The 16,901-nt window shown below is 73.1% G+C and carries 17 protein-coding genes; 9 read left to right on the top strand and 8 right to left on the bottom strand.

Going from position 1 to position 16,901, the window contains the following annotated elements; translation table 11 throughout:
* Nucleotides 1-39: 39 nt before the first annotated feature.
* Nucleotides 40-747, bottom strand: coding sequence for a hypothetical protein (locus L3i22_RS22420; RefSeq protein ID WP_221328911.1), 708 nt, complete (start codon nt 745-747; stop codon nt 40-42).
* A 210-nt stretch (nt 748-957) separates the two neighbouring features.
* Between L3i22_RS22420 and L3i22_RS22425 the strand changes: the two genes are divergently transcribed.
* The 3 genes from L3i22_RS22425 (at nt 958) to L3i22_RS22435 (ending at nt 3,503) form a co-directional block, all read left to right on the top strand.
* Complete coding sequence (locus L3i22_RS22425; RefSeq protein ID WP_221328912.1) at nt 958-1,935, top strand: nitroreductase family protein; 978 nt, start codon at nt 958-960, stop codon at nt 1,933-1,935.
* A 161-nt stretch (nt 1,936-2,096) separates the two neighbouring features.
* Nucleotides 2,097-2,963 carry a universal stress protein gene (locus tag L3i22_RS22430; RefSeq protein ID WP_221328913.1) on the top strand — a complete coding sequence of 289 codons (867 nt, stop codon included), beginning with the start codon at nt 2,097-2,099 and terminating at the stop codon, nt 2,961-2,963.
* Nucleotides 2,964-3,212: 249 nt separating this feature from the next.
* Nucleotides 3,213-3,503, top strand: a complete 291-nt coding sequence (locus L3i22_RS22435; protein ID WP_221328914.1) for a hypothetical protein — start codon at nt 3,213-3,215, stop codon at nt 3,501-3,503.
* Between the two features lie 61 nt (nt 3,504-3,564).
* On the opposite strand, the gene L3i22_RS22440 is transcribed toward L3i22_RS22435, so the two are convergent.
* From L3i22_RS22440 to L3i22_RS22450, 3 genes are all read right to left on the bottom strand, one after another.
* Nucleotides 3,565-3,927, bottom strand: a complete 363-nt coding sequence (locus L3i22_RS22440; RefSeq protein WP_221328915.1) for a VOC family protein — start codon at nt 3,925-3,927, stop codon at nt 3,565-3,567.
* Nucleotides 3,928-4,028: 101 nt separating this feature from the next.
* Nucleotides 4,029-7,568 carry a pyruvate:ferredoxin (flavodoxin) oxidoreductase gene (gene nifJ, locus L3i22_RS22445; RefSeq protein ID WP_221328916.1) on the bottom strand — a complete coding sequence of 1,180 codons (3,540 nt, stop codon included), beginning with the start codon at nt 7,566-7,568 and terminating at the stop codon, nt 4,029-4,031.
* On the bottom strand, nt 7,565-9,253 hold the full coding sequence (locus L3i22_RS22450; protein WP_221328917.1) for an NAD(P)-binding protein: 1,689 nt from the start codon (nt 9,251-9,253) through the stop codon (nt 7,565-7,567). The genes nifJ and L3i22_RS22450 overlap by 4 nt, the downstream gene beginning before the upstream one ends.
* Nucleotides 9,254-9,515: 262 nt before the next feature.
* On the opposite strand from L3i22_RS22450, the gene L3i22_RS22455 reads away from it, so the two are divergent.
* From L3i22_RS22455 to L3i22_RS22465, 3 genes are read left to right on the top strand one after another with little or no spacing between them, the layout of a single operon-like run.
* Nucleotides 9,516-10,652: an NAD(P) transhydrogenase subunit alpha gene (locus L3i22_RS22455; RefSeq protein ID WP_221328918.1), complete on the top strand. Its 1,137-nt coding sequence runs from the start codon at nt 9,516-9,518 to the stop codon at nt 10,650-10,652.
* A gap of 11 nt (nt 10,653-10,663) precedes the next feature.
* Entirely contained in the window at nt 10,664-10,933 is a 270-nt protein-coding gene (locus L3i22_RS22460) for an NAD(P) transhydrogenase subunit alpha (RefSeq protein WP_370644547.1), read from the top strand.
* Entirely contained in the window at nt 10,930-12,318 is a 1,389-nt protein-coding gene (locus tag L3i22_RS22465) for an NAD(P)(+) transhydrogenase (Re/Si-specific) subunit beta (RefSeq protein ID WP_221328920.1), read from the top strand. Before L3i22_RS22460 ends, L3i22_RS22465 begins: the two co-directional genes overlap by 4 nt.
* Before the next feature lie 58 nt (nt 12,319-12,376).
* Here L3i22_RS22465 and L3i22_RS22470 read toward each other — a convergent pair whose 3' ends face one another.
* Nucleotides 12,377-13,123, bottom strand: coding sequence for a 2,3-diphosphoglycerate-dependent phosphoglycerate mutase (locus L3i22_RS22470; RefSeq protein ID WP_370644548.1), 747 nt, complete (start codon nt 13,121-13,123; stop codon nt 12,377-12,379).
* Between the two features lie 149 nt (nt 13,124-13,272).
* Between L3i22_RS22470 and L3i22_RS22475 the strand changes: the two genes are divergently transcribed.
* Complete coding sequence (locus L3i22_RS22475; protein ID WP_221328922.1) at nt 13,273-13,485, top strand: DUF1918 domain-containing protein; 213 nt, start codon at nt 13,273-13,275, stop codon at nt 13,483-13,485.
* A gap of 84 nt (nt 13,486-13,569) precedes the next feature.
* Here the strand turns inward: L3i22_RS22475 and L3i22_RS22480 are convergent, their stop codons facing one another.
* Genes L3i22_RS22480 through L3i22_RS22490 form a run of 3 tightly spaced genes read right to left on the bottom strand, consistent with a single transcriptional unit; the run spans nt 13,570 to nt 15,520 of the window.
* Nucleotides 13,570-13,764 (bottom strand): hypothetical protein, encoded by a 195-nt coding sequence (locus L3i22_RS22480; RefSeq protein WP_221328923.1) that lies wholly within the window; start codon nt 13,762-13,764, stop codon nt 13,570-13,572.
* A complete protein-coding gene (locus L3i22_RS22485; protein ID WP_221328924.1) occupies nt 13,761-14,630 on the bottom strand; it encodes a universal stress protein in 870 nt (289 codons plus the stop codon). The genes L3i22_RS22480 and L3i22_RS22485 overlap by 4 nt, the downstream gene beginning before the upstream one ends.
* Nucleotides 14,627-15,520: a class I fructose-bisphosphate aldolase gene (locus L3i22_RS22490; protein WP_221328925.1), complete on the bottom strand. Its 894-nt coding sequence runs from the start codon at nt 15,518-15,520 to the stop codon at nt 14,627-14,629. The genes L3i22_RS22485 and L3i22_RS22490 overlap by 4 nt, the downstream gene beginning before the upstream one ends.
* Nucleotides 15,521-15,790: 270 nt before the next feature.
* On the opposite strand from L3i22_RS22490, the gene L3i22_RS22495 reads away from it, so the two are divergent.
* Together L3i22_RS22495 and L3i22_RS22500 are read left to right on the top strand one after the other, a co-directional pair.
* Nucleotides 15,791-16,336 (top strand): hypothetical protein, encoded by a 546-nt coding sequence (locus L3i22_RS22495; protein ID WP_221328926.1) that lies wholly within the window; start codon nt 15,791-15,793, stop codon nt 16,334-16,336.
* 47 nt (nt 16,337-16,383) lie between these two features.
* Nucleotides 16,384-16,875: a nitroreductase/quinone reductase family protein gene (locus L3i22_RS22500; RefSeq protein ID WP_221328927.1), complete on the top strand. Its 492-nt coding sequence runs from the start codon at nt 16,384-16,386 to the stop codon at nt 16,873-16,875.
* Nucleotides 16,876-16,901: the final 26 nt, after the last annotated feature.

Genomic DNA, 16,901 nt, shown 5'->3' on the forward strand with positions numbered 1-16,901 from the left:
AGGTCCCAACGGCGCGCGTCCGCCGGCGGCGGCAGCGAGTCATCGCCGGACGCGGCGCGCCCGTTCCGGTGTCGCCGGACCGGGGCTCAACGCCACTGCCGTGGCCGCCAGTACGGACAGCTCCCCGTCGGTTCCGGCGCGGCGCCGGGACGTCGGCCGGATCAGGCGGCCGGCGACGCGCCGGGCGTCGAACTCGATCGCCGCGACGGCGTTCTCGTCGAGCTGGTGATCCAGGCGCATCCGGGCGATCAGCGCCGCGATCGGGTCGAGGTGCTCCCGGCCCGCGCCGGTCACCATGGTGAGCATCCAGGTGGAGTCCCAGGCCCGGACCGCTTGTGCCGCGCCGGCCGCGGCCGCCGCCACCGCCTCGACGTCCCAGCCCTCCACCGTCAGCGTCCTGCGGATCCGGCCGTGATGGCGGGTGAACAGGGCGCAGACGCGATCCGGGCCGGCGAAACGGGCCAGCTGGACCGACACCGTCCGCGGGGGCGGGTCGACCGCGACCGGCAATGGCCGCCGGCCGACGATCAGGAGCGTGTCGGCGGGCCCGAGGGCGGTCCCGATTCCGGCCACGACGGCTTCGGTGCCGGGTCGCCGGGGTGGGCGGCTCAGGGCGGCGAGGCGCCGCAGGACCATCATCCGATGGAGCAGATCGGTGCGCTCCAGGGCGGGCAGCTCCGGCGCGAGGCCGCTGGTGGTCCGGGATTCGCCGGCGTACGCCGTACCGGCCTGGTCGTGTCGTGGCATGTCATCGCCTCCGTTGCGGGGTCCCGGGTCCACCGTGGTATCCGCGCGGAATACCGGGCAGAGGCGGACATCATCGAGTTCCCGCCGTTGGGCCCCGGCGCTGCCGGCCGGTTCGGTGATCGGGACAGCGGCGGGACCAACGGCCCTGGCCGGACCGGGCGGTTCGCAGTCTGGTGGAGGGAAGAGTCCGGTGTCCGCGAAGGAGGAGCGATGAACACATCCTTCGTCCCGCCGTCGCGGGGGATGCTCACCGAGTGCGTGGGGTCCGCCGTGCACGCGCCGTCGCTGCACAACAGCCAGCCGTGGCTGTTCCGGATCAGGCGGCCGGCGATCGAGGTCTACGCCGATCCCACCCGCAGCCTGCCGGTGGTCGATCCGGACGGCCGCGAGTTGCTGATCAGCGTGGGCGCGGCGGTCTTCACCCTCCGGACAGCTCTGCGGCGGGCCGGCTACGACTCGGACTGCGAACTGTTGCCCGATCCGGGCCGGCCCACACTGGCGGCCAGGGTCACCGCGACCCGGGTGCGGCCGGTGGACGCCACGATCGAGGCGCTCGCCGCGGCGATCCCGTACCGGCACACCGATCGCAGGCCGTTCGCCCAGGTGCCGGTCCCGCCCGATCGGCTCGGCCGGCTGCGGGACGCGGCGCGCCGCGAGGGCGCCGTACTGACCAACGCCGACCAGGCCGGCCGCGACGCCGTGCTGGACCTGGCCCGGGCCGCCGACCGGTGGTTGCGCGACCAGCCGGAATACCGCCAGGAGCTGGATCACTGGACGGATCACCGGCGTCGTCACGACGGTGTCCCGGTCTGGGCGGCGGGGCCGTGGGACGCCCTCGAGCTGGTGCCGCTTCGCGACTTCGCGGCACTTTCCCCGGTGCGCCGCGAAGTCGAGCCGTTCGAGCCGTACCCGACGATCGGGCTGCTCTCGACCGCCGGCGACACGCCGCGGGACTGGCTGCGCGCCGGGCAGGCACTGCAGCGGGTGCTGCTGACCGCCACCTGGCAGGGGCTGGCCACCATGCCGATCAGTCAGCCGGTCGAGGTGCCCGCGATGCGCAAGGCGCTGGCCGGCCGGGCGGCGGGCAGGTTCCCGCAGATCGTGTTGCGGGTCGGCTACGGCCGGGTGCAGATGCCCGGTGCGACGCCGCGGCGGTCGGTCTCCGAGGTGCTGATCCAAACCGGCTGATCCAAACCGGCTGAGCCGTCGTTGGTCCCGCCCGGCCGGGCCGATGCGTCCTGCCCCTTCGCCCGGTACCGGCCTAGCGTTGCGGGCGAAGGAGCCGATCCCGGGGAACCGGCTGGCGAGTCCGGCCGGCTCGCGCGGTTCCGCATGCGGGAGGTGGCAGCATGCCGCGGCCGAACACATCGAGGATCATCGCCGGGTACGACGGCTCGGTGCCCGCCGGCGCCGCGCTCGAGGTCGCGGCGCGGCTGTCGCCGAGCGCAGACGCCTCGATCGCCTATGCGTGGGCGCCGCCGTTCGCGAGCGAACCGCTGCGGCGCCGGCTGTGGCACGGCACCCGCAATGTCAACGACTTCGTCGCTGCGATCGAACGCGAGGGTGACGCGGAGGCCCGCCGCCTGGCCGCCGTCGGCGTGACCCTGGCCCGCGCGTACGGCTGGTCGGCCACCCCGGTGGTGGAGCGCGAGTCCGGCGCGGAGGGGCTGGAACTGGCCCGGATCGCCGGTCGGCTCAAGGCCGACCTGCTCGTCGTGGGTGCCCGTGGTCTCGGTGGCGCGCGGGCGGTGCTCGGCAGCGTCTCGGACATGGCCGTGCACTACTCGCCGTGTCCGGTCCTGGTGGTGCCGTATCCGCTGCTGGTGTCCGAGCGTCTGGCCCTGGCCGAGGGGCCGGTGCTGGCCGGCTGGGACGGTTCGCCGTGCGCCGCGGCCGCCGCCCTTGCCGCCGCCCGATTGTTCCCGGGCCGCGAGGTGGTGCCCGCGTTCGTGCGCGACGGCGACGAGCCGACCGGTTCACCGCCTGAGGGCCTGGTGAGCCTGCCCCGGCACGGCACCGGGATGGAACACGGCCGGTCGATCGCCGCGGCGCTGATCGGGCAGGCCCGCAGCCGTGGCGCGGCCCTGATCGTGGTCGGCTCGCTGGGCCGCTCGGCACCCCAGGAGATCCTGCTCGGCAGCGTGGCCATGGCCACGCTGCATCATGCCTACCGGCCGGTGCTCGTGGTGCCGCGCGGACCCGACCAGGAGCCCTGACGCCAAGGGACCTCCGGCCCTACCACCCGTGCCGCGGCCCGGGCGAGGCTGGTCGAGGCACGCCCCGCTTCCGCCGATGCGGGGCCGGCGGCCCCGGGTCCGGACCTGACGGCCGGAACCCGCCGCTGGTCCCCGGCCGGATCCGACTCCTTTCCGGCCGGGGACCGGTCGGGCCGCCGGAGCGGGACCTTCGTCCCTGTCGATCCGGGAAGCGTGCGACGACAGTGATGGGTGACGGAGGTGGTCAACATGTTTTTCCTGGTCCTGTTCATAGTGGTGCTGCTGGCCATCGCCGCGTTCGCCGCGCTTCCGGCGCTGCGCCCGGCGAAGGCGCCCGGCGGCACCGTTTCCGGTGACGCGCCGAAGGGCGGCGTGACTCCGCAGCCCACCACCCTGGAGGGCGCGCTGGCCCGCCAGCTGATGCACGGCGAGGTCAACCGCTCGCAGTATCGGAACGCGCTGGAACGGCTGGCGGCCCGCGACGACAAGGAACATCCGATGTCGGTGCCGGACCGGGGCGACTTCAGCGCGGGTGCCTGACCCGGCGGATCGACGCCCCGGGGGCGCACGGCCCGGCCGTGCGCCCCCGGCGTGACCAGGGTCAGCTCGCGTTCAGCGGTTCGCCCTGCAGCAGCCCCACGGTGTTGCCCGCGGGATCCTGGAACATCGCGAACGACAGGGAGTCGTTGATCCGGGTGGGTGGCACGAGTTGCCGCCCGCCCAGCCCGGTGACGGTGCTCAGGGTCTCCCTCAGGTCCTCGACGTCGACGTAGATCGTCACGTAGGGCGGCATCTGGCCGTGGGTCTGCATCAGCCCGCCCCCGGTTCCGCCGTCGACCGGCCGGACCAGGCAGTAGCCGTCGCCGGCGTCGTCGATGGTCCAGGCGAAGGCCTTGGCGTAGAAGTCGCGCAGCGCGGGCAGATCCCGGCCGGCGATCTCCCAGTGCACCACCGCGTTGGTCATCGTGATCACCTCGATGTGGTTGCCGTTCGCCGCCAGTGTGCGTCCCGGTCGGCCGGGCCGGCCAGGGCCGGTGGTCCCGGATGACCGGCCCGGGCGGGCGTTCACCGGCGGGCGTCGGCCGGGAACCGCTCCGGCCCGTGTGCGGCCATCTCCTCGTACACCCGCCAGCGCTGGTCGACGGCTTCCTGCGCGAGCCGCGCCAGCCGCTCGGCCTCGGCCGGGTCGGTGTCGCGCAGCTGCCGGAACCGCAGCTCCCGATCGGTGAACTCGGTCAGCGGCAGCCGAGGGCGAGGCGAGTCGAGCAGGAACGGGTTGGCGCCGGCGGAACGCAGCACCGGGTCGTAGCGCATCAGCGGCCAGTACCCGGTGGCCACCGCCCGGTGCTGCTGGGTCAGGCCGTCGCGCATCTCGATGCCGTGGGCGATGCAGTGCGCGTACGCGATGACCAGTGACGGCCCGTCGTAAGCCTCGGCTTCGCGCAGCGCCTGCAACGTCTGCTGCGGGTCGGCACCCATCGCCACCCGCGCGACGTAGACGTTGCCGTACGCGATGGCCTGCAACGCCAGGTCCTTCTTCGGGGTGGTCTTGCCCCCGGCGGCGAACCGGGCGACCGCGGACAACGGGGTGGCCTTGGACATCTGACCGCCGGTGTTGGAGTACACCTCGGTGTCGAGGACCAGCACGTTCACGTTGCGGCCACCGGCCAGCACGTGGTCGAGGCCGGCCGCGCCGATGTCGTAGGCCCAGCCGTCGCCGCCGACGATCCACACACTGCGGCGGACCAGATGATCCAGGACGCTGCGCAGATCGGCGACCACCGGATCGCCGGCCGGCAGCGCGGCCAGGCGGCGTTCCAGCTCGGCCAGCCGGTCCCGCTGGCCGGCGATCTCCGACTCCCGCCGTTGCGGCGCGTCCAGGAGCGCGTCGACCAGCTCCGGGCCGAGCGGCTCGCGCAGTTGGCGCAACCGGCTCTCGGCCAGCGACCGGTGCAGATCGGCGGCGAGCCGGAAGCCGAGCCCGAACTCGGCGTCGTCCTCGAACAACGAGTTCGACCAGGCCGGTCCCCGTCCCCGGGCGTCGTGGGTCCACGGTGTCGTGGGCAGGTTGCCCCCGTAGATCGACGAGCAGCCGGTGGCGTTGGCGACCATCAGCCGGTCGCCGAACAACTGCGAGAGGACCTTGAGGTACGGCGTCTCCCCGCATCCGGTGCAGGCCAGCGAGAACTCGAACAGCGGTTGCAGGAACTGCGTCCCGCGCACGGTGCCGAAGTCGACCCGGGACCGGTCGGCGTACGGGAGGGTCTCGAAGAAGTCGATGCCGGCCCGCGCCGTCGTCAGCTGTGGTTCACGCGGTTCCAGGTTGATCGCCTTGTGCTGTGGCGTGCCGATCGGGCACGCCTCGACGCACAGCCCGCAGCCGGTGCAGTCCTCCAGATAGACCTGCAGGCTGAACGCGGTGTCCGGCAGCCCGCGAGCGTTGAGCGGCGCGGCCGGGAAGCCGTCCGGCGCGGCCTCGAGCTGCTCCTGATCGAGCAGCTTGGCCCGGATGACGCTGTGCGGGCACACGAACGCGCAGGTGCCGCACTGGATGCAGGTCTGCGGATCCCAGGTGGCGACCAGGTCGGCGAGGTTGCGCTTCTCGTAGGCGGTGGTGCCGCCCGGATAGGTGCCGTCGACCGGCAGTGCGCTCACCGGCAGCCGGTCACCGCGCCCGGCCAGCATGGCCGCGGTGACCTCACGCACGAACCGGGGCGCGGTCTCCGGGATCGGCGGCGGCGATTGCCGGGTCGAGGTTTCCCGCTCCGGTACGTCGATGTGCCGCAGCCCGGCGAGCGCGGCGTCCACCGCGGCATGGTTGCGGGCCACCACCTCCGGGCCCCGCTTGGCGTACGTCTTGGTGGCGGCCGCCTTGATCCGGGCGACCGCTTCGTCGGCCGGCAGCACGCCGGAGATGGCGAAATAGCAGGTCTGCAGCACGGTGTTGCTGCGCCCGGGCAGCCCGGCCGCGGCGGCCACCCGGTCGGCGTCGATCGCGTACAGCCGCAGCCGCCGGTCGATGATCTGCCGCTGGACCGGCCGCGACAGCGACGCCCACACGTCGTCCGCGGCGGTGTTGAGCAGCAGGACGGCCCCGGGAGCGGCGGCCGCCAGCACGTCGACGCGGTCGAGCAGCGCGGCGTGATGGCAGGCGACGAAGCCGGCCGAGCCGATCAGGTAGGGCGCGCGGATCGGCTCAGGCCCGAAGCGCAGGTGCGAGACGGTGAGCCCGCCGGATTTCTTCGAGTCGTACACGAAATAGCCCTGGGCGTGCACGCCCGGGTCGGCCGCCAGGATCTTGATGGTGTTCTTGTTCGCGCCGACCGTGCCGTCCGAGGCGATCCCGAAGAACACCGCCCGGTTGGTTCGCGGCGACTCGATGTCCAGTTCGGTCCAGGGCAGGCTGATCCCGGTGACGTCGTCGAGGATGCCCACGGTGAACCGCGGCCGGGGCCGGGCCGCCGCCAGCTCGGCGAAGACGGCGGCGACCATGCCGGGGGTGAACTCCTTGGAGCCGAGGCCGTACCGGCCGCCGATCACCGCCGGCATCGGCCGTCCGGCGGCGGCCAGCGCCGCCACCACGTCCAGGTGCAGCGGCTCGCCGGCCGAGCCGGGCTCCTTGGTGCGGTCCAGCACGGCGACCCGGGTGACGCTCGCCGGCAGCGCGGCGACCAGTTCGTCGGACGGGAAGGGCCGGAACAACCTGACCTGTACGACGCCGACCCGCTCGCCGAGCCCGGTCAGATGTGTGACGGTCTCCCGGGCGGTCTGGGCGCCGGAGCCCATCAGCACCAGCACCCGCTCGGCGTCCGGCGCGCCGTGGTACTCGACCGTGCGGTACCCGCGTCCGGTCCGCCCGGCCAGCTCGTCCATCACCGCCTGCACCACCTCGGGCACGCGGGCGTGGAACGGGTTGACCGTCTCGCGGCTCTGGAAGTAGACGTCCGGGTTCTGCGCCGTGCCGCGGATCACCGGCCGTTCCGGTGACAGCGATCGGGCCCGGTGCTCGCGAACCAGCTCCTCGGGCACCAGGGCGCGCAGGTCCTCGTCGGTCAGGACATCGATCGTGTTCAACTCGTGCGAGGTGCGGAAACCGTCGAAGAAGTGCACGAACGGCACCCGGGTGCGCAGCGAGGCGGCCTGGGCCACCAGCGCCAGGTCGTGCGCCTCCTGCACCGAGCCGGCGGCCAGCATGGCGAACCCGGTGGCACGGACGGCCATCACGTCCGAGTGGTCGCCGAAGATGGACAGCCCCTGGGTGGCCAGCGATCGGGCGGCCACGTGCAGCACCGCCGGCGTCAGCTCCCCGGCGATCTTGTACATGTTCGGGATCATCAGCAGCAGGCCCTGCGACGCGGTGAACGTCGTGGTCAGCGCGCCGCTCTGCAGCGCGCCGTGCAGGGCGCCGGCCGCCCCACCCTCGCTCTGCATCTCGACGACCGAGGGCACCGAGCCGAAGATGTTGCGGCGCCCGGCGACCGACCACTGGTCGGCCAGCTCGGCCATCGGCGAGGACGGGGTGATCGGGTAGATGCAGCAGATCTCGTTGAGCCGGTACGCGACCGACACCGCGGCCTCGTTGCCGTCCACGATCGCGCGGGTCATGGCCGTACCTCCGGAATGAGTTCGATCGCGTGCACGGGACACTGCGCGAAGCAGGTGCCGCAGCCGGTGCAGCGGTCGTAGTCGAAGCGATACCTGCGGCCTGGTCCCAGTTTGATCACCGCGTCCTCCGGGCAGGCGCCCAGACATCCGTCACATTCGAAACAGTTGCCGCAGGAGAGGCAGCGCCCCGCCTCGAAGCGCGCGGCGCTCTCGTCCAGCCCGGCGACCACCTCGGTGAAGTCCGCGACCCGGGCGGCCGGGTCCCGCTGCGGCTGGACGCGGCGCGCTGCGTCGCCGAAATACCACGGATGCAGCAGGTCGAAGCTCGCGATCGGATGTTTGGCCGGTGCGCTCGCCGGCAGGCCGCTGAGGTAGGCGTGGATGTGCCGGGCCGCCTTGCGGCCGTGGCCGACCCCGACGGTGACCGTGCGCTCGGCCGGCACCATGTCCCCGCCGGCGAAGATCCCGGGGCAGCCGGTCATGAACGACTCCGACACCAGCACGGTGCCGTCGGGATCGAAGGCGACGCCCGGCACGTCCCGCAGGAACGCGGTGTCGGCCCGCTGCCCGAGCGCGAGCACCACCGTGTCGGCGGCGAGGGTCTCGGTACGCCCGGTCGGCACCGGCCGGCCCTCGCCGTCGAGCTCCATGACCTCGACGGTCAGCTCCGGACCGTCGAACGCCTGGATGGTCCGCAGCCAGTTGATCGTGACGCCTTCGCGTTCGGCCTCGTCCGCCTCCTCGGCGTGCGCGGGCATCTGCGCCCGGGTGCGCCGGTAGACGATCAGCGCCTCCGCGGCGCCCAGCCGCTTGGCGACCCGGGCGGCGTCCATCGCGGTGTTGCCGCCGCCGTAGACCGCGACCCGCCGCCCGATCGCCGGACGCTCGCCGGAGGCGACGCTGCGCAGCAGGCCGACCGCGTCCACGATCCGCCCGGCCTCCCGGGCCGGGATGTCCACCCGCCGCGACAGGTGCGCGCCGACGGCGACGAACACGGCGTCGAACCGGCCGGCCCGCCGCTCGGCCTCCAGGTCGTGGACCGGGTGCCCGGTCTCGATCACCACGCCGAGCGCGGTGATCCGGGCGATCTCCGCGGCCAGCACGTCCCGGGGCAGCCGGTAGGCGGGGATGCCGTAGCGCATCATCCCGCCCGGCTCCTGGCCGGCGTCGTGGATCTCCACCTGGTGGCCGAGCCGGGCGAGGTGGTAGGCGGCGGAGAGCCCGGACGGCCCGGCGCCGATCACCAGGACCCGCCGGCCGGTCGGCGCCGCCGGCGGGTCGAACGCCCAGCGCTGCTCCAGCGCCAGGTCGCCGAGGAACCTCTCGACGCCGTGAATCGAGACCGCGCTGTCCAGTTGCAGCCGATTGCAGACCGACTCACACGGGTGGTAGCAGACCCGCCCGTGCACCGCGGGCAGCGGATTGTCCGCGGTGAGCACCCGCCAGGCCGACTCGTAGTCGCCGGCCCGCGCGTGCGCGAGCCACGCCTGGATGTTCTCCCCGGCCGGACAGCCGGCGTTGCACGGCGGCAGCAGGTCCAGATAGACCGGTCGCCGTTCCCGGACCGGGCCGCCGCGCGCCTGGTCGTGCACCAGGTCGGGTAGCGGCGTCATGTCGGGCCGGTCGGCGTGCATGACCGGCTCCCCGCGGTGTCCGGTCCGGGCACGATCGCGATTCTCTTCCATGGGACGGACCTCCTTGCCGGACGCGGCCGTCTTTTCTCCATCGGACGCAGGACGTGCCGGTCCCGGCAGGGCCGGACGGCCCGGTCTGCCGGGACCGAAGTCGCCGCGTCGCTCAGGCCGAGGTGGTCGAGAGCGGTGGCGCCGCGGCCGGCTGCGACAGTCCCCGCCGGGCCGGGAACCTCGGGTCCTTCGCCCCTGACCGTGAGCAGGGCCGGTCCGTAGCGTCGGCGCAAAGGACCGCGCCTGCGTGAAGGAGGCGGCGATGACCACGGTGGGGGTGCTGCGCGAGACGGCCGAGCACGAGCGACGGGTGGCGCTGACCCCGGAAGCGGCGCGCCGGCTGCGCGACCGTGGCATCGCTGTGCTCGTGGAATGCGACGCGGGGAAACGCTCCTGGTACGGCGACCGGCAGTATCTGCTGGCCGGAGCCGCGCTGGGTGACCGCGAGCAGGTGTACCGCGACAGCGACGTGCTGGTCTGCCTGGCGCCGCCCCCGGATGCCGACCGGGCCCGGCGCGGGCAGATGCTGGTCGGCCTGCTCGCGCCGCTGAGCGACCCGGCCTGGGCTAAGCGGCTGGCCGCCGCCGGGGTGACCGCGATCAGCCTCGATCTGCTACCCCGGACCCTGTCGCGGGCGCAGCCGATGGACGCGTTGACCTCGCAAGCGAATGTGGCCGGTTACAAGGCCGCGCTGGTCGCCGCGGAAGCCTACGGCGGCTACTTCCCGCTGCTGATGACCGCGGCCGGCACCGTCCGGCCCGCCCAGGTCCTGGTGCTCGGTGCTGGCGTCGCCGGTCTGCAGGCCATGGCCACGGCCCGCCGGCTCGGCGCGGTGGTCACCGGCTACGACGTACGGGAGCAGGCGCGGGCCGACATCACCTCCACCGGCGCTGCCGTGCTGGACGCGGGCGGCCCGCAGGTGTCCTCGGCGGACGGCTACGCCCGCGCGCTCACCGCCGAGCAGAGCGAGGCCCAGCGGCAGCTGCTGGAGGCCGCGGCCGCCCGCTTCGACATCGTGATCACCACGGCCCGGGTGCCCGGGCGCCGCCCGCCGCTGTTGATCCGAGCGGCCGCGCTGGCCGGCCTGCGACCGGGTTCGATCGTCGTCGACCTGGCCGCCGGCCCGGACGGTGGCAACGTCGAGGGCTCGGTGCCGGGCACCACCGCGGTGCTCGGCGGGGTCACCCTGATCGCCGCCGGCGACCTGGCCGCGACGGTGCCACGGGCGGCCTCCACGGCGTACGCAAGAAATCTTCTCGCTCTTCTCGAGACCCTGATGCCGGGCGGCGTGCCGATGCCGGATCTGACCGACGAGATCCACGCGGCGGTGACCGTCTCGCACGCCGGCGAGGTCGTGCACCCCGCCGTCCGCAAGCTGCTGGAGGCGAACGAGCCGTGAACTCGCTACTGATGGCCGATCTGACCGTTTTCACCCTGAGTCTGCTCGTCGGTTTCGAAGTGATCAGCAAGGTGCCGGCCACCCTGCACACTCCGTTGATGTCCGGCGCCAACGCGGTGCACGGCGTCGTCCTGATCGGCGTCATGCTGCTCGCCCTGACCGTCACGACCGCCGCCGGGTACGTGCTGCTCGGCACCGCCGCGTTCTTCGGCGCGGCCAACGTCGCCGGCGGCTACGCCGTCACCGACCGCATGCTGACCATGTTCCGGAGCCGGTCATGACCGGCTTCGACACCACCGTCCACCTGATCTACCTGGTCTGCGCCACCCTGTTCGTGGCCGGGCTGCACCTGATGAACGCCCCGGGCACCGCCCGCCGCGGCAACCGGTTGTCCGCGGCCGGCATGGCCGTCGCGATCGCCACCACCGCCGCCGTCCTGATCCACGACGGCCGGCCGGCCATGACGGCGGTCACCGTGCTGACGCTCGGCGCGGCCGCCGGCGCCGCGGCCGGCCTGATCGCCGCCCGGCGGGTGCGGATGACCGCGATGCCGCAGCTGGTCAGCCTGTTCAACGCGGTCGGCGGCGGCGCGGCCGCGCTGATCGCGCTCGGTGACCGGGCCACCGGGACCCAGGCGGCGATCACCGGAGCCCTCGACGTGCTCATCGGCGCGATCACCTTCGGCGGCTCCCTGATTGCCGCCGGGAAGCTGGCCGGACGCATCCCCGGGCGCCCGATCGTGGTCCCCGGGGGCCGGGTCGCCTCGGCGCTGCTGATCGTGGCCGCCGTGGTCCTGGCCGTGCTGGCCGGGTCCGGCCGGGCCCCGGGACCCCTGGCCGGGGTGGCCGCCGCCGCCCTGATCGTCGGGGTGCTGGCCACCCTGCCGATCGGTGGAGCCGACATGCCGGTCGTGATCTCGCTGCTCAACGCGTGCACCGGCACCGCCGTGGCGATGGCCGGCTTCGTCCTGGGCAGCACACCGCTGATCATCGCCGGGGCGCTCGTCGGCGCGGCCGGTGCCATTCTGACCAAACTCATGGCCGACGCGATGAATCGCCCGGTCCGCGCGATCCTGGCCGGCGGCTACGGCAGCGGCGACACGGTCGCGGCCGCCCCGGTGCCGGGTGCGGCCGGGGTACGCCGGATCGCCGCCGACGACGCCGCCATCCAGCTCGCGTACGCCACCCGGGTCGTCATCGTCCCCGGGTACGGCCTCGCCGCCGCCCAGGCCCAGCACGAGGTGGTCGCCCTGGCCAAGGTGCTGACCGGCCACGGGGTCGAGGTCAGCTACGGCATCCACCCGGTCGCCGGCCGGATGCCCGGGCACATGAACGTGCTCCTGGCCGAGGCCGACGCCCCGTACGAGCAGCTCAAGGATCTCGACGAGATCAACCCGGTGTTCCCGGCCACCGACGTGGCGCTGGTCGTCGGTGCCAACGACGTCACCAACCCGGCGGCACGCCGGCCCGGCAACCCGGTCTCCGGCATGCCGATCCTCGACGTGGACAAGGCCCGCAGCATCATCGTGATCAAGCGGTCGCTGGGCCACGGCTACGCCGGCATCGACAACGAGCTGTACCAGGACCCGAAGACCGCGATGCTGTTCGCCGACGCCAAGGCAGGCCTGGCCGCGCTGCTCGCGGCCGTCCAGACCTACGCGGCCTGACCCGGCCGGCGCCTCGTTCCCGCAGGCCTGCGCCTCATCAGGGCGGGCCTGCGCTTCATCACGGCGGGCCGACGCGGACCTGCTCGCGGGCGCTGACCGGATCCAGGTAGCGCCCTTCCGGCCCGGTGACCGGACGGCCCCGGCGATCGAGGCGATAGCGCATCGGTACGGCGGTCGGGATGTCCAGCCGTTCCACGTCGGCGGCCCCGATGCCCTCCAGGTGCATGACGAACGCCCGCAGACTGTTGCCGTGCCCCACCACCAGCGGCGTGCCCCCGGCCAGCACCAGCGGCCGCAGCACATCCGCCCAGTAGGGCAGGGTCCGGACCCGGACGTCGGCGAGGCTCTCGGTGCGCGGCCGGGCATCGGGTGGCAGGTCCGCGTACCGGGCATCGGCGTACAACGCGGCGGCGTCGGTATCGGCCATCGCCGGCGGGGCGATCGCGTACGAGCGCCGCCAGTCCCGGAACGTCTCCGCGCCGGACTCGGCGGCGACAGCGCGCTTGTCCCGTCCGGTGAGCGCGCCGTAGTGGCGTTCGTTGAGCCGCCACGACCGCTGCACCGGCAGCCAGCCGCGGCCCAGCGCGTCGGCGATGATCTCCGCGGTCGCGATCGATCGGCGCAGCAGCGAGGTGTGCACGCTCGTCGGGCGCACGCCGATCTCGCGCAGGGTCCGCGCGGCCTGGCGGGCCTGCGTGACGCCGAGCGCACTCAGCGGCGGGTCGGACCAGCCGGTGAAGACGTCGGCCGCGTTGCTGACGCTCTGCCCGTGCCGCAGCAGTACCAGGGAGCCACCGTCACCAATAGCGGTCACGTGGCTCAGGCTAACGGCGAAGGCATCCGGTACGAACCGCGCGGGAGTGTCTCGGCGGCTGCGGGACCTTCGGCCCTTGGCCGTCCGCGAGTGGCGAACCAGTCTGAGCTTGACCACGGTTCTCCGGACGGGAGGAAGCCATGAAGGCTCGCATCGGCGACCGGATCATCATCGAGAACAACCGCCTCGGGGAAAATCGGCGGATCGGGATCATCACCCGGGTGGGGCATGACGACGGAGGTCCGCCGTACCACGTGCGCTGGCTGGAGGACGACCACACCACGGTGGTGTTCCCGGGTCCCGAGGCGCGGATCGAGCCGGCCATCGGGAACGAGTCCCCGGCCGCCGGCTGACCGCTCATCGGCTGCGCTTGCTCGGCCGCCGTCGTCGGCTGCCGAGCAAACGCAGCAGGTCGTCGACGACGAAGACCGGCTTCGTCAGCTGCCGAGCAAACGCAGCAGGTCGTGGACGACGAAGACCGGCCAGATGATCGACTTGAGCACGCCCAGCACGCCGACCCAGAATCCGTCCGCGGCCCCGATGTAATAGATGAGGGCGCCGATCAGGCCCAGGCCGTAGACGGCACCACCGCCGGCCCCGGCCGGGCCACCGCGCGACTGCCTTTCGTTCATCTTGTGCCTCCTTCCGAAACGACTCCGACGCGCATGTCGCGGGCGGCGACCGGGCGGGCGCGGCGAACCACGACCACCGGTCCGCGCCCGTGGTGCAGCAGTGTCTGCGCGACCGAGCCGAGCAGACCGTGGTAGGGCATCTCGCCCCGGGCACCCACCACGATCAGCGAGGCATCCCGTGCCTCCTCGCGCAGCACCTCGGTGGGGTCGCCGGTGAGGACCCGGAACCGCAGGCCGACGCGATGGTCGAGCGCCAGCCCGGTGACCATGGCCTCGACCGCGTGCGCCCGTTCGCCGATCTCACCGACGTGCACGACGATCAGGTCCGTGTCCTGCCGGGCGGCTTCCTCGACGGCGAGGCGGAGCACCTGCTCCGAGTCCGCGGCGCCGTTGATTCCGACCAGGACCGGACCGGCCGGCGGGCAGGCGGCCCTGGTCACCATGACGGTGCCGAAGGCACGCGCCGCGAGCTGGACCGCCGTCGCGTCCCGCGGCAGACAGACCCGGTCGTTCAGGTCGCCGTCGCCGATCACGGTCAGGCCGGCCCGCCGGGACAGCCGCAGCAGCCCGGTCACCGGATGGCCCTCGATCAGCTCGGTGGTGATCCGCAGGCCCGGAGCGGCCGCGGCGGCGAGCGCCTTCGCCTGGCGGAGCAGCTCCGCGCTGCTCCACTGGTGTTCCGCCAGATCGGGCAGCCAGCTGAACGCGTGCACCAGCCGCAGCGGGCACCCCCGCGCGGCGGCCTCGGCGGCGGCGGCCTCGACCGCCCGCCGGCTCGCCGCGGAACGGCTGACCCCGGCGACGACTGGATGGACCGGTTCCGTACCGGCCAGCCGTTCGAGCATCACGATCACCCCCGAGTTCACGGGACGGGATATTTGGCCAGGATCTCGCGGAGCCGGTCGACCAGACGTAGCGAAGCGTCGTGGTCGCGCTGCCACACGTTGCGCCCGAAGATCAGCCCGGTGGCGCCGGCTGCCATCGATTCCTGCGCCTTGACCAGCATCGCCTCGTCGCCGGCCTTGCTGCCGCCGGAGACCAGCACCAGCGTGCGACCGGCGGCGCGGACCACCGCCTCCATCGCCTGGGGTGCGGTGAACGCCGAGGTGTAGGCATCCGGCACCGCCGTTTGTTTCTCCGGATGCGGGAAGTTGACCTTGACGACGTCGGCGCCGAGCTCACTGGCCACCCGGGCCGCGTAGTGCACGGCGTAGAAGGAGTCCTTGCCGCCCTTCTGCTCGATCGCCTCACCCCGCGGGTAGGCCCAGACGATCAGCGGGATGCCGAACCGCTGTGCGTCGCGCCGTACCTGCTGCAGTTGGGTGCAGTCGGCGGCCTGCGCCGGCGATCCCACATACAGGGTGTAGCCGACCGCGTCGGCGCCCAGCCGCACCGCGTCCTCGACCGAGGCGTGCAACGGGGACAGGGCCTGCAGGTCCGGAGGGATGTCGGTCTTGCCGTTGAGCTTGAGGATCAGCGGCACCTCACCGGCGTAGTCCCAGTAGAACTTCTCGGCCAGTCCGATCTGTACGGCGATGCCGTTGAACCCGCCCTCCAGGGCGAGCTTGATGATGTACCGCGGGTCGGTGGCGGCCGGATCCGGGAAGAAGTCCCGCGGTCCGTGTTCCAGACCCTGGTCGTACGGCAGGAACAACGCCGTGCCGTTGCCGAGTCCGTGCTGGTAGAGGATGCGGTGCAGGCGGGCCCGTTTGCCCGCGCTCAGCCCGCACCGGGCCAGCCGTAGTCGCGTGGTCATGGTGAACCTCCAATCCATCACCCTCCACCTTCGACCACGGCCGGACCCGTTGGTCAGGGCCGGTCGGCCCGCGCCGCGGCCGCAAGCGTCCCGCCCTCGGCAGATCCGGGCGCACGTGGGACGGCGCGAGGCGGTTCGGGACTTCCGCCCCTGACGGTGACCTGCCGGCGGAGTGACAGTCGAGATGTGGCATCCGGTCGCGTGCGCCTCCACACACCGGCGGCCGGGCGCCCGGATGCCCGTCCGGCAATGCGGTGAGGGGAGACCCTGATGTTCGTCCGATGTCGCGCACTCCTGCTGTCCGTCGCCGCCGTCCTGCTGTGTGGGGCGGCCGTGATCGCCGGAGTGACCACACCCGCCGCGGCGGCCGCGCCGGCCGCGGCGGCCGATCACGTACTGACCGTGCTGGGCGCCGGTCCCTATCGGATCGGTGGCAGCCTCGACCGGCTGGTCACAGCCGGTCTGATCACCGAGCCCAGCGCGCCCGACGCGAACGGGGCCCAGGTGGCCACGTCGCTCGGCGACTGGCCGGGCGAGCTGTTGCTGACCTTCTACCACGGCCGACTGGCCGTCCTGGACACCTCGGCCGGCACCGTGCGCACCGCGGCCGGTGCGCGCGTCGGCATGTCCTTCGACCAGGTCGACGCGCTCTATCACGGCACCGGGCGGCTGATCACCGGCACCGGCGGGAGCACGGCCTACGTGCTCTGCTACCCGCCGATGGCCATGGTCTTCGGCGACCACCCGATCCGGCCCGGCGTCGGCTCCATCACCGTCGGGCCCGCCTGGCTCGTCCTGCGGAACGTCACCAGCTGAGAAAGGCGTCCAGGTGACCTGGTCCGCGACCGCGCACGGAGGCCCGTATGAAACCGCAAAGCTATGCCGCGCGCACCCGCTACCGCCCGCCCGCGCCCTGGTACCGGCGTCTCAACCGGCTCGGGGTGCTGCTGACCTCGATCGGCCTGGCACCACGTGACGCCGTGACGCTGCAGGTGCGCGGGCGTACGTCGGGCAGGCCACGCCGCATACCGATTCTGCGTACCCGGTACCTGGGCGACGACTACCTGGTCGCGCTCGCCGGTGAAGCCCAATGGGTCCGCAATGTCCGGGCGGCGCGCGGCCAGGCGGCGATCCGCCGCGGCCGGACCCGGCAGGTGCACCTCGAGGAACTCCCGGCCGCCGAACGGGCGGAGATCATCCTGCAGTACCTGTGGGCGCTGCGGGGACGCAGCAGCGCGACGTCCGCGGCGGACCAGGCGAGGTTCTATTTCGGGCTCGGCGTCGAGGCGACCCTCGGTGACGTCGCGACGATCGCCGCCTTCTACCCGGTATTTCGGATCACCTACCGGACGTGAGGCCGAAATGACTCGATGTGAAGCGG

Source organism: Actinoplanes sp. L3-i22 (assembly GCF_019704555.1).
Classification (GTDB): Bacteria; Actinomycetota; Actinomycetes; order Mycobacteriales; family Micromonosporaceae; genus Actinoplanes.